The 12,373-nt window shown below is 44.4% G+C and carries 13 protein-coding genes; 10 read left to right on the top strand and 3 right to left on the bottom strand.

Annotated features, from left to right (window positions below):
• Positions 1 to 92 precede the first annotated feature (92 nt).
• Positions 93 to 1,256: a pyridoxal phosphate-dependent aminotransferase gene (locus AC3AQ9_RS10000; protein ID WP_488307323.1), complete on the bottom strand. Its 1,164-nt coding sequence runs from the start codon at positions 1,254 to 1,256 to the stop codon at positions 93 to 95.
• Positions 1,257 to 1,343: 87 nt separating this feature from the next.
• Between AC3AQ9_RS10000 and AC3AQ9_RS09995 the strand changes: the two genes are divergently transcribed.
• Complete coding sequence (locus AC3AQ9_RS09995; RefSeq protein WP_488307322.1) at positions 1,344 to 2,144, top strand: carbon-nitrogen family hydrolase; 801 nt, start codon at positions 1,344 to 1,346, stop codon at positions 2,142 to 2,144.
• A 41-nt stretch (positions 2,145 to 2,185) separates the two neighbouring features.
• Here AC3AQ9_RS09995 and AC3AQ9_RS09990 read toward each other — a convergent pair whose 3' ends face one another.
• A complete protein-coding gene (locus AC3AQ9_RS09990; RefSeq protein WP_488307321.1) occupies positions 2,186 to 2,767 on the bottom strand; it encodes a GNAT family N-acetyltransferase in 582 nt (193 codons plus the stop codon).
• Between the two features lie 152 nt (positions 2,768 to 2,919).
• Between AC3AQ9_RS09990 and AC3AQ9_RS09985 the strand changes: the two genes are divergently transcribed.
• The 4 genes from AC3AQ9_RS09985 to AC3AQ9_RS09970 all read left to right on the top strand — a co-directional run bounded on the left by AC3AQ9_RS09985 (position 2,920) and on the right by AC3AQ9_RS09970 (position 7,217).
• Positions 2,920 to 3,858 carry a carbohydrate kinase family protein gene (locus AC3AQ9_RS09985; protein WP_488307320.1) on the top strand — a complete coding sequence of 313 codons (939 nt, stop codon included), beginning with the start codon at positions 2,920 to 2,922 and terminating at the stop codon, positions 3,856 to 3,858.
• A 29-nt stretch (positions 3,859 to 3,887) separates the two neighbouring features.
• On the top strand, positions 3,888 to 4,337 hold the full coding sequence (locus tag AC3AQ9_RS09980; protein WP_488307319.1) for an OsmC family protein: 450 nt from the start codon (positions 3,888 to 3,890) through the stop codon (positions 4,335 to 4,337).
• Between the two features lie 358 nt (positions 4,338 to 4,695).
• Entirely contained in the window at positions 4,696 to 5,697 is a 1,002-nt protein-coding gene (locus AC3AQ9_RS09975) for a M14 family zinc carboxypeptidase (RefSeq protein WP_488307576.1), read from the top strand.
• Positions 5,698 to 5,789: 92 nt separating this feature from the next.
• Positions 5,790 to 7,217 (top strand): M20/M25/M40 family metallo-hydrolase, encoded by a 1,428-nt coding sequence (locus tag AC3AQ9_RS09970; protein WP_488307318.1) that lies wholly within the window; start codon positions 5,790 to 5,792, stop codon positions 7,215 to 7,217.
• 85 nt (positions 7,218 to 7,302) lie between these two features.
• Here AC3AQ9_RS09970 and AC3AQ9_RS09965 read toward each other — a convergent pair whose 3' ends face one another.
• Positions 7,303 to 7,995: an oxidoreductase gene (locus AC3AQ9_RS09965; RefSeq protein WP_488307317.1), complete on the bottom strand. Its 693-nt coding sequence runs from the start codon at positions 7,993 to 7,995 to the stop codon at positions 7,303 to 7,305.
• A gap of 234 nt (positions 7,996 to 8,229) precedes the next feature.
• Between AC3AQ9_RS09965 and AC3AQ9_RS09960 the strand changes: the two genes are divergently transcribed.
• From AC3AQ9_RS09960 to AC3AQ9_RS09940, 5 genes are all read left to right on the top strand, one after another.
• Positions 8,230 to 8,910: a TrkA C-terminal domain-containing protein gene (locus AC3AQ9_RS09960; protein ID WP_488307316.1), complete on the top strand. Its 681-nt coding sequence runs from the start codon at positions 8,230 to 8,232 to the stop codon at positions 8,908 to 8,910.
• 93 nt (positions 8,911 to 9,003) lie between these two features.
• Positions 9,004 to 11,112 (top strand): type IA DNA topoisomerase, encoded by a 2,109-nt coding sequence (locus AC3AQ9_RS09955; RefSeq protein WP_488307315.1) that lies wholly within the window; start codon positions 9,004 to 9,006, stop codon positions 11,110 to 11,112.
• 77 nt (positions 11,113 to 11,189) lie between these two features.
• On the top strand, positions 11,190 to 11,396 hold the full coding sequence (locus AC3AQ9_RS09950) for a heavy-metal-associated domain-containing protein (protein ID WP_488307314.1): 207 nt from the start codon (positions 11,190 to 11,192) through the stop codon (positions 11,394 to 11,396).
• A gap of 261 nt (positions 11,397 to 11,657) precedes the next feature.
• Positions 11,658 to 11,852 (top strand): hypothetical protein, encoded by a 195-nt coding sequence (locus tag AC3AQ9_RS09945; protein WP_488307313.1) that lies wholly within the window; start codon positions 11,658 to 11,660, stop codon positions 11,850 to 11,852.
• Positions 11,853 to 11,876: 24 nt separating this feature from the next.
• Positions 11,877 to 12,299: a DUF1259 domain-containing protein gene (locus tag AC3AQ9_RS09940; RefSeq protein ID WP_488307312.1), complete on the top strand. Its 423-nt coding sequence runs from the start codon at positions 11,877 to 11,879 to the stop codon at positions 12,297 to 12,299.
• Positions 12,300 to 12,373 lie beyond the last annotated feature (74 nt).

Here is a 12,373-nt window from a genome sequence, read left to right as displayed (position 1 = left end):
ATGAACAAAAAATAAAAAAGCTCAGCTGATTTCGGCTGAGCTTTTCCTTGTTCTCTAGTAGAAACTCCTAAACATTATTCCATATACTGCTATTAAAACAAATTCAGTTTTTCGATACGTGCAATTGCTTCTGCAATACGGGCTTCGTCCACCAGCAGGCCGACACGGATATACCCTTCGCCGCTTTCCCCGAAGCCGCTGCCAGCAGCTGTGGAAATATTGGCATGTTCCATCAGGAAATCCGCAAATTCCACACTGGTGAAGCCTTTCGGAACAGGCAGCCAAGCGAAGAAAGAGCCTTTCGGAGCATCGATTTTCCAGCCGATGCGCTCGCACTCTTCCTTAAGGACAGCCCGGCGTTTTTCATACGTTTCAACCAGGTCAGTGACGCATTGCTGATCTGCTGTCAGTGCTTCAACCGCAGCCAACTGAAGGGCTGGCGAAAGCCCGGCGAAAAGATGGTCCTGAATCAAGTTCAGCGCTTCAATGATTTTCGGATTGCCCACCGCAAACCCGATGCGCCATCCTGCCATATTATAGGTCTTCGATAAGGTATACATTTCGACGCCCACTTCTTTTGCGCCAGCGGATTGCAGGAAGCTTGGCGGTTTTACCCCATCAAATCCAACAGCTCCGTAAGCAAAGTCATGGACGACTGCAATATTGTTTTCTTTTGCGAATGCCACAGTTCCATCGAAAAAGTTTGGATTGGCGACAGCGCCCGTCGGGTTGTTCGGGTAGTTTAAATAGATGAGTTTTGCCCGTTCCCTTGCTGGTTCAGGTATTTCTTCAAAATCCGGCAAAAAACCATTTTCTGCTTTAAGAGGAAAAGTTTCAAACAGAGCTTCCGCTAAAGGGGTCCCGGATAAATAATCGGGATAACCGGGATCCGGAAGAAGCATCAAATCACCTGGATTTAAAAAAGCGAGAGGCAGCTCAACTAAGCCGATTTTTGTGCCAGCAAGTACGGCAACTTCCGTATTCGGATCAATGTCCACATCGTATTCGCGTTTATAGAATTCAGCAGCAGCCTGGCGCATTTCCGGGATGCCTCGAAAAGGCGAGTATTTATGGTTTTTCGGATCAGCTACGGCTTTTTGCATTGCTTTGATGATATGTACAGGTGTAGGCTGATCTGGGTTACCTTGTCCCAGATTAATAATGTCACGGCCTTCTGCCAATGCATTGCCCGTTTTCGTCGCAAGCTTCGAGAAAAATTGCGGCGGCAATTGTTGTAGTCGATTTGAAAATTCCATTATTGCGTCCCTCATTTTCTAAATAATTGCACTTCTACTCCAAATCTTATAGAGTTTAAGTACACTTGTCTACTGGAGGAGAGAAATATGAGGATTGCTTGTGTACAGATGGATATTGTTTTTGGTGAACCGGAAGCTAATTTCAACAAAGTCTCTGAGTATTTAGCGGAAGCTGCCAGGAACGGAGCAGACACGATTGTGCTGCCTGAAATGTGGAATACAGGCTATGCGCTGACAGAACTGGAAACTCTGGCAGACCGCTCGAACCGCACAGTTGATTTTCTGAAGAGATTTGCCAAAACCAATCGGGTTAATATTGTTGGAGGATCTGTTTCGATAAAAAAAGAAGATGGATTTTACAATACTATGTTCGTGATCGATAAAGATGGAGAAATGGTATCAGAATACGATAAGGCCCATCGTTTTGGATTGATGGATGAACATATTCATTTGGAAGAAGGCCAAGGCCTTGGCACTTTTGAATTGGAAGGTGTCACTTGTGGCGGGGTGATTTGCTATGACATCCGATTCCCGGAATGGATCCGTACACAGGCATTAAATGGTGCTAAGGTTATTTTCGTCCCTGCAGAATGGCCAGAAGCCCGTATTGACCATTGGAAAATCTTGCTGCAGGCCCGGGCAATTGAAAACCAGTGCTTTATCGTTGCTGTCAACCGCATTGGCAGTGATCCAAGAAATGCTTTTGGGGGCAGTTCAATGGTTATTGCTCCGTGGGGAGAGGTCCGTTTGGATATGGCAATGCAAGAAGGTATTGGCTATGCGGATATCGATTTAGATGAAGTGGAAGAAGTGCGCAAGCGTATTCCGGTATTTACGGATCGCCGTGAAGTTTTATACAACAGCTTTCAACAATTAATGAAAGAATAAAAACAACTGCCGCTTCCGGAAAAAACGAAGGCGGCAGTTGTTTATTTTATCTCAGCAGCAGAGCCGACGTTTTTCACCATATGGTGGAACGGCTCTCCAATAATGGTCCATGGTTCGGAAATAGTAAAGCCCAGCCGTTCATATAAACGAATAGCCCCTTCTTTTTCCACATCAACGTTAAGGGACAGTTTTCCTCCCCCTTCTTTCATGACTAACAGGTCTGCGTAAGAAAGCAGCCGGGTTCCAATTTTCTGCCCTTGGTATTGAGGGTCTACAGAAATTGTATCGATATACCATTCATCAAGATGGGCTTCCGGTTCAATTGTCCGATGATGGCCTTCAGCTTTCAGCATATCAACCAGATATTGATCCAATTCCTGCGCTTTACTCCCATGATAAAGGACAAGCGCTCCCGCAACGGCTTCACCTATTGTAGCGACCCAAGTGAAACGATGGCTGTGCCGGGTATGCTCACCTCGAATCATTGCCTCCACTTTATGCAAAATGGCTTCCGATTCAGATTCTGCTGTCATATTGGCTGCGATATCGCCGATTGCATTGATAATCAGCGGAGCGACAGCTTCAGCATCTTGAGGGACAGCCTGACGTATCGTGAGGTTCATGCGATATCACTCCTTTTACTTGCTTATATCTAACAATGCCTGAAATAATAGAGAAAGTAAATGAAATGCATATCCTTATCAAAGTTAAGGGGATATCATTTTCTGATCAAATAATTATCGCTGCTGAGCGTTAAAAACAGGAGGCAAATTTTATGATAAATCCAAAGCACATCCTTACTTATGGAGATGCTTTTGTCGATTATATTGCATTAAACACTAAAAATGATTCATTCAACAGGCATTTAGGAGGGGCGACCGTCAATGTGGCTGCAGGTGTCAGCCGGCTCGGCCTGCCTTCAAAGTTCATCACCATCACTGGAGATGATGATACTTCTGCATTTGTGCGCGGAGAACTTGAAAAAGAAGGAGTCGATTTAAGTTATTCCATTTTGGTGCCGGAAAAACGGGTGAGCGGTGTGTATGTCCACTTCACTCCGGAATATGACCGGATATTTGCCAATTATGAAAATGAAACGCCTGATCTTCAAGTGGAGGCAAACGATTTGAAAGCTGAGGCATTCCAGAATGCCAGTATTTTTCATATGTGCACAGGGACAATGTTTCATCCGGAAGCTTTGAAGACAACTATGGAAGCAGTCCGGCTTGCAAAAGAACAGGGAGTGCTTTGTTCCTTCGATGTCAATATCCGTCCGCTTAGATGGGAAAGCGAAGAGCAATGCCGGGACACTGTTTTTAAATTTCTGGCAAATGTTGATATATTGAAGTTGACAACAGATGAATTGATTTTTTTGATGGAAACTGATTCTGTTGAAGATGGGATCAAGCAGCTGTCCAAATTCAACATACCGCTGGTGCTGTTGACGGATGGAGAAAACGGGACGCATGCCTTGTTTGAAGGAGAGGATTTCCACGTGCCGGTCATTCCGGTCCAACCGGTGGATACGACCGGGGCGGGGGATGCCTTTGTAGCGGGGACTCTCCGCTATATCCATTTGAACGGGATGCCTAAAACAAGGGCGGAAGTGATTGATTGCACCTTATTCGCCAATAAATTAGGGGCACTTTGCACCACTAAACCCGGAGCGCTTACGGCGATGCCGAAGCTGGATGAATTAGAAGAGTTGTCTTAATAAGCATAAATCGCAAAGGGGAGAGGAAATTGGCAAAACACAGTTTTCATTTAACAGCGCAATGGCCGGGGCTTCGCAATGATGTGGGAGAAATCGAAGCAGGCAACTTAAAAACCGAAATTTCGATTCCGCCGGAAATGGACGGACCCGGAGTTGGGACGAATCCCGATGAAATGCTGCTGGGAGCTGCAGCGACCTGCTACATCATTACGTTAGCGGCTATGTTGGAGCGCAGCAAGCTGAACAAGGAATCCCTGACGATGGAATCTGAAGGCATCGTGGACGTTACGAACGGCGTTTTTACGTATCAAAAGATCATCCATCGACCAAAATTGGTACTGGGCAAAGAAGCATCGGAAAAAGATTTTTCCCTCGCTCGGAAACTTGCTGAAAAAGCAGAGTCATCCTGCATGATTAGCCGGGCAATTAAAGGCAATGTGGAGATTGAATTGCAGGCAGATATATCTATTGCCCAATAATAACTAGTTACTTAAACCATCCGCCTCTGAAATTCAGAGACGGATGGTTTTTTAGATGGGATGCTTCATTAATTTAATTAGTTCTAATGACTCAAATAAATAGAATATTACGAAACTATCTTCCTGTTTTGGATTTTCTAGAAGGATTTTACAAAGCTTGAAATGAATAACCCTTAGGGATGCGAAACTTTCTGAGGGACAGCTTGTTCATTTCTTTTGTGCGCATCCAGAACCAGAAAATTTTTATAAAACCAGAGGGAGTGGTGGATGAATGGTTAACGGATTCACAAAGCAGAAGGATGGGAAACAGAATCGTGCAAGGAAGAAGCTGGTGGCATTTTCAGTTGCCGGGGCGCTGATGCTGAGTGCTTCGCCGTTTACAGCCCCTACGGCAGAAGCTGTTGGTAATGGTCCAGGGTATGGCGGCAACGAAACCATCAACACATCAATTTTGCACACATATGATGAAATGGTAAATTTCTTAAAGAAACAGGAAGCAAAACAAAAGAATATGGAACTGGAAGTAATCGGCCAAAGCGTTAAAGGGCGAGATCTATATTTAGTGAAATATTTGACCAATCCTGAAAATCCCACCATCCTGTTTTTGACCCAGCAGCATGGCAACGAACAGCTGACTACGGAAGGTGCTCTTGAATTTATCAAGCATTTAGGGACAGGGAAAATGAAAGGGGTTACAGACGGAGTCAATATCCTGATTGTGCCAATGCTCAACGCAGACGGAGCGATGGGAGATGTCGATTTTTCTTTGGAGGATTATGTGGCCAGTGGCGACCGCCATTTGACGCGCTATAATGCCCGTGAAGTGGATTTGAACCGCGACCACGTCAACAAAATACAGCCGGAAACCCAGGCGCTCCATAATAACGTGATGCGCAAATACGATATTGATTACATGATTGACCTTCATCATCAGGGCACACAGAGTGAGCGGGACGGCAAGCTTGTGTCAGGATCTATTCTTTATCCGACTACTCCCAATGTTGATCCGGACGTTTTACTGAAATCCAAACAGCTTGGCGCCGTAGTCTTTAATGCCGTTGACCCTACAGGATGGGGCCATATCGCCAAACACAGCGGAGGCGATGCAGAAACCATCAGCCGCAACGGAATTGCTGTAGAATATGGCATTTCAACGCTGTTATTTGAAATGAGAGGTATGTCCGACCATGAATACGAACCGTACGTCCTTGGGCAGAAAAGCAATGGCTACCTGATTAAGCAGACCATTACAACACTTGATGCGGCAGTGCAGGCGATAGCGGACGGTTCCATTGCAGACGCTGATATTTCATTCTGGGATACACTTGCCACGCAAACCACACGTCCGTCCGAAGAATAATGCCATATTTATGTCCGAAAACAGGAACCTGAAATTTATGCATTTGCTTTTTCCGTACAACTATAAAATTTCTAAAGGAGTGTTAGAAAATAATGAAGAAATTTTTATTCAAGAATGACAGCCAGCCCGCTAAAATAAAAAAATCCATTTTAAGTTATGCGTTAGCAGGAGCATTGGTGTTTAGCGCTTCGCCGCTCGCCATTCCTGTGGCAGAAGCAGGCAGTGTTTCGGTTGCAAATAATGCGGCTCAAGATCAGAAAATAGTGAAGCGTGTAGAAGCTGAACGGGCTATTGAGCACGTCCGCTATCTGTCGGAAGAAATCGGTTCAAGACCAGGCGGGCTTGAAGCGGAAAAGCAAGCTGCAGATTATGTAGCCAAAACTTTGAAAGGCTATGGCTACGATGTGGAGTACCAATATTTTCCGGTAGCAGATCAGTATATTGCGGAGGTTTCTTTTGAAGATGGGACAGCCTGGGAAATGGGAGCTGCACCTAATGGGAAAATAAGTGCTGAAGCCGTTTCAGGAGATGTCATTTATGTTAAAGGGGGCCTAAGCCCATCTGATTTCCCTGCAGAAACAAAAGGGAAAATCGTTCTTTTGACCAGAGAATCTACAACAGCCAATTATCGCATCCAAGTCGATAATGCAATCAAAGCAGGAGCTGCGGGTGTCATCCTTCAAAGTGTAGTGGGAAGCCGTGGGAACTACGGTTCCACCTTCAATCCGAGCTTAACGACATCTTACGACGTTCCGGTATACGGGGCGGCTTATGTTCAGGGCGAGTGGCTGAAAGAGCAGCTAGAAGAAGGAGCGGTGAAGCTTGAGCTTACTGCTGCCCGTTATACGGATTTGAAGTCGGTCAATGTGATCGGCACGAAAAAAGCGAAGAACCAAAAAGCGGATAATAAAGAAGTTCTATTGACTGCACATATGGACAGCGTAGTCGGGGCTCCCGGGGCCAACGACAATGCTTCAGGTGTAGGGCTGATGCTGGAACTGGCTCGGGTATTCAAAGGTTACAACACAGATAAAGATTTGAAATTCATTGCATTCGGTTCGGAAGAAAGAGGGTTGCTCGGCGCAAGGTACTATGTCGACCAGTTATCGCAGCCGGAAAGAGATAATATAGAAGCGGTATTCAATCCAGATATGGTAGCTACGAAATACGAGCAGGCTAAAAACCTATATGCCATGACAGTTGATGGCAGCAAAAATATTGTGACAGATTCCACAGTGGCAGCTGGAGCACGCCTCGGGAATTCAGATATTTTGCCTGGGCAGTTCGGATCGAGCGACCACGTGCCATTCCATAATGCGGGTATTCCGGCAGCACTGTTCATCTGGATGGGAATAGACAGCTGGGATCCACTTGTATACCATATCGAAAAAGTTTATCATACGCCGGAAGATACCATTGAAGACAATATTTCGAGCGAGCGTATGCAATCAGCGCTGGATATCATCGGCGCAGGCTTGTTTGACGTCATCCGGAAAGACGTGCCGGCAGCGAAGAAATAACCGGACATCTAAGAGTTATGAACCGGACAGCTTAACAATATTGGACCTGGCGTGAAATGAAAAAATGACATCGGATTTCCCGATGTCATTTTTTTTGTGGTGTTGTTTTGGAACGGCTGATTTCATAGATTCGGTTAGATGGATAAGTGAAATGGCCGCTGTAATCCGTCTGGCCGATCTGATACATCGCATAAGCCACACGCCGTGCGCTCACGGGTTTGTATTTCCTCAGTTTTCCAAACAAAAGAGGGCTGAACACCGGAGCCAAGAAACTGGCAATTTTTTCACCGAGCCGGAACTCCTCTCGGTCACCCAACAAAAGTGAAGGCTGGAAAATGTGCAGGGCGGGCAAATCCAAGTTTTTCAGCTGCTGTTCCACTTGCCCCTTGGTGCGGCTGTAAAAGACTTTTGAGGATGGATCGGCGCCAAGCGCTGATACAATCAAGAAATTTTTAGCGCTGTGTTTTTTCGCCAGCTCGGCCATCTTTAATGGATATTCATAGTCCACTTTCCTGAAGGCTTCTTTTGAGCCGGCTTTTTTGATAGTGGTGCCTAGACAGCAATAGATATCGTTTACATTAAAATATTCTTCGTAATTTTCAAGCCGGTTAAAATCAACCAGTACTTGCTCTAATTTTGGATGTTTGATTTCCAGCCGTTTTCGGACAAAAATCTTTACTTCTTCATAATTCGGACTTTCCAGCAGTATATGCAATAATTCAGTACCGACCAATCCACTGGCTCCTGCAAGCAAAGCAGTTTTGCTATCAATTGTCATAGTATGCTCCTCATCCTTTTCTGTAGAACGCCCCGGATTTTGAGGCAGCCGGGTATCTTCGTAAAACCTTGATATTCTATTAAAACATAGAGGCAACTGTTCAGGGAATAGCAACATTTTAAAGAAATAGTAAAACTTTTTTTTATTATACTACTCAGGATTTTCTTGTGCTGAGGATTTTAAATTTATCGGAAAGGGAATATTACTTTTAATGCTGGGAACGGAGGAACTAATATGACGGAAATCTTGTTCATCCTATTATACTCTGTCATTATGTGGCTGGTTATTGAGATCGCAGTTGTCCTTTTTGCAGCCACTGGCCTAAAAAAACCCATCGCCCGCTATCAAGTCATATCTATGCTTACAGCCACGGGATTCACTACAGATGAGTCTTCATTGATCATCGATCATCCGATTCGAAGAAGGATTAGCGCTGCTGTTATTTTATTCGGGTATTTTTCTCTTGCTGTGATGATTTCATCGATTGCATCCATCCTTTCCAATGATTTGCGCATAAATCTGCTGTTCGCCGTTAATATTGCCTTTTTCGCTGTCTTGATGATATTAAAGAATAAAAGCATTTCAACGTTCTTGACTAATAAATTTGAACATGAAATGGATGAAGAATATGATTTGGAAGACTGGCCTCTTAGAACCGCGCTGTCATTGAAGGAAAACGATATGGTAGCAGAGGTTGAAATAAGAGAAGACTCGAAGTATACAAACCAGGCATGTGAAAAAATGATTTTGAGGGATGATGATATTCACTTGCTGTTCATCAAAAGGGGAAATATCATTTTGCGCAAATCACTGTTGGAAGAAAGATTGCAGCTTGGGGACCGGATTATGATTTTTGGAGATAAAGAGGCGATAAAAAATAAGTTTTCAGGAATGCTGGTAGATGAAAAGATATAAAAGTATAACGATACAGGAGAGTTATCAAAATGCTATGTTTTTCAACGTGAAAGGGTACAATATAAGGAAAGGAAGAACGAAAGGACGGAATATATGAAACCAGTTATAGTGGCTGAAAAGCCAAGCCAGGCAAAAGCATATGCCGAAGCGTTCAAGACCATAAAACGTGAAGGATATATGGAAGTGGCTCCGGACCCGATTTTTCCTGAAGGGGCATATATCACATGGGGAATTGGCCATCTTGTGGAATTGAAAGAACCGAAAGCCTATGACCCAAAATGGGGGAAGTGGAAACTTGAGGCTTTGCCGATTCTGCCGGAGCAGTATCAATTTCAAGTGGCACGGGGAAAAGCGCAGCAATTTGGCATCATAAAAAAACTTATCCATCAAACCGATACCGTCATTAATGCATGTGATGTGGACCGGGAAGGATCTAATATATTTTATAGCATTTATTATCAAACAGGGGCTAAAGGCAAAAAAATCCAGCGCTTATGGATCAACTCGCTTGAAGTTGATGAAGTGCGCAAAGGCTTTAAGGAATTGCGCGATAATCGCCAGGACTTATTGTTGTACCAAGAGGCAAAAGCCCGCCAGATCAGTGATTGGCTGGTTGGCATGAACGGCTCCAGACTATATTCCCTGCTGCTTCAGGAAAAAGGGATTCGTGAAGTGTTTGCCATCGGGCGAGTCCAGACGCCTACTGTATTCCTGATCTATCAGCGGGAAAAGGAAATTGAAGCGTTTGTGCCGGAACCGTTCTATGAAATCGAAGGTGTCTTTCAAGCCGAGAAAGGCAAATACAAAGGGAAAGCGAAGATCAAAGCAAAAGAACGCAAAGAAGCGGAAGAGCTGCTGGCTAAACACAAAATCACCAAAAAAGCGGATGGTGTGGTGGCCCAGCTGAAAACGACGGAAAAGCGGGTGTCACCGCCTTTGCTTCATTCGCTTTCCACCTTGCAAGCCGCCGCCAACCGGAAGTGGAAATACAGTCCGGCAAAAGTGCTGTCCGTTATGCAGGGCTTGTACGAGAAAAAACTTGTCAGCTATCCGCGTACGGATGCACAGCACATTACACCGGGAGAATTCAGCTACCTGGCAGGACAGGTGGAGAAGTACCAGCAATTGATCGGCGCAGAATTCCCGGTGGCGTCAAAAGCACCGAAAAAGCGCTTTGTCGACAGCGCAAAAGTGCAGGAACACTATGCCATCATCCCGACGAAAACAATTCCGACTGCCCGTAAACTTGAAGGACTTGCTCACGATGAGCGCAATTTGTACGAAGAAGTGCTGCGCACGACACTTGCAATGTTCCATCGCGACTACCGCTATGTCGAAACGAAAGTAACGACGGATGTACAGGGTCTGCCGTTTTTCACGACCGGCAAGACCGATCTCGAACAGGGATGGAAAGAACTATTTCCCCCAGCCAAAGAAGCAAAGCAGGAACCTTCTCTTCCGGAACTCCGGGACCACGAACCGGTGAAAGGCGACATTGCCATTAAAGAAGGCATGACTACTCCGCCGAAACCGTACACCGAAGGCCAGCTGATTGCCATGATGAAAACATGCGGGAAATTTGTCGATGATGTGGAAGACACCGAAATCCTCAAAGAAATCGAAGGATTGGGAACGGAAGCGACACGCAGTGGAATCATCGAGACCATCAAGCGGCATGAATACATTACAGTCAATAAAAACATTGTCTCGATTACCGGCAAAGGGCGTATCTTGTGCCAGGCTATTGAAGGGAATTTATTGTCTAGTCCGTCGATGACGGCGAAATGGGAAACTTACCTGAAGAAAATAGGCCAAGGGGAAGGCTCGCCGGAAATTTTTCTTGCAACAATCGGCAAATTCATCCGCAAATTATTGGATGAAGTGCCGGCGCAGATGCAGAAAAACGGTTTGCCTGAACAGATGGCTACACCGGATGCAAAGGATGAAATTGCACTATGTCCACGGTGCAAAAAAGGCATGATTGTGTCACGCAAAGGGTTTTACAGCTGCACTGAATACGCCAATGGATGCAAACAGTCATTTCCGGCGACTTTCCTGAAAAAGCGGCTCACTGCAAAACAAATCGAGTATTTATGCACAAAAGGGAAAACGCCGGTAATTAAAGGATTTGTATCAAAAAATGGTAAGAAGTTCAGTGCGAAATTGGTGCTTGAAGAAGGGAAATTAAAGATGGAGTTCTAGCCGCTGAATAAAATCTCTTTTATCGATCTGTTTTTCGGGTATAGACTAGAGAAACGGATATACGAAAGGATGATTTTATGGCTACCATGACTGTTACTGTAAAAGAAGCGACATCTGAAAATTCCATTCAAGCATTAGAGGGAATTTTAGTGGAAATGGATGAAGTGGAGCGTGCACTTATAGATGTTGAAGAAGGCGGAATCACCATCACCTATGATGAAAACCAAATTGATGAAGATCAAATTATCAAAAGGATTCAGTTGGAAGGTTTCCATATCCTTTAACAAATTAGGAGGAAAGTTTCTTTACGGTACTGGAAAAGTAATGTAAAATGAATTTACTTGGAAAACAATAGAGTTTCCAACTTGTGCCGATCATTTACTTTTAATAATAAAATCCTTGTTGAATGAACATAATTTAACTTGCTATATAACTTTATAATTTGGTGTCGTGTTTCAGACAATAGCGCTGATAACAAAGCCGAAAAGAATCCTAGGGATTCTTTTCGGCTTTTTTCGTCTTTTATTCGAAAAGGAGCTGGGTGTATGCAATATTTCGTTGACCACAAGCACAAACAAATCCATCAAAGACAATATGCCGGAGACCGCTGTGGCTTTGTGGAAACACCGGTTGAAAAGAGAGAGTTTACGGATTCTGTTTCATACATTGCGCGGCTCGAAGAGGAAAAAGCGTATGTCCAATGTCCGTTTTGCCGCACCATACAGATTGTCATTGATTAACTTTGCTTTGAGAAGGAGGTCAATATGGAATACAAAGAAGCAATAGCAGAAAAAGTGGCTGCTCTCATGGGTTCTGAAGTAAAAGAGACAGCTGGAAAATATAAGGTCATAAAGAGCAGGACGATTGAGGTAGAAGTAGATGAGGTTCGTTTTAGCTGTACGCTCGAAATGGATATCTTTTTTGAAAAAATGCAAGATGACGGTTCTGCCTTCAATAAGGCGGAGATTTTCCTGTTGCCGGATGAATGCCGGATATTCATGCTGGCACTGATTGAGCATGATATGCCGCTGCCGAACACGTATCGGCAATGGCAAGTTGCAAACCCGAATATCGTCGGCATGTACTTGGAAACGCTTGAGCGGCCGGAACATTTTGCTGAACGGCTTTCCAAGGCTTTTCAAGCTATTGAAGTAGGATCTGAACAAAAAAATCCACCGTACAGGTGATTTTTTATTGCTAAAGGGCTTTTACATCCCCAATTTTCAAATCCTCAAAATAAAGATGAGTACTTTTTCCGGAA

This window comes from Planococcus sp. VCh962, from assembly GCF_057748275.1.
The sequence above is the reverse complement of the archived record's forward strand: the minus strand, read 5'-3'. Positions and strand labels throughout refer to the sequence as shown.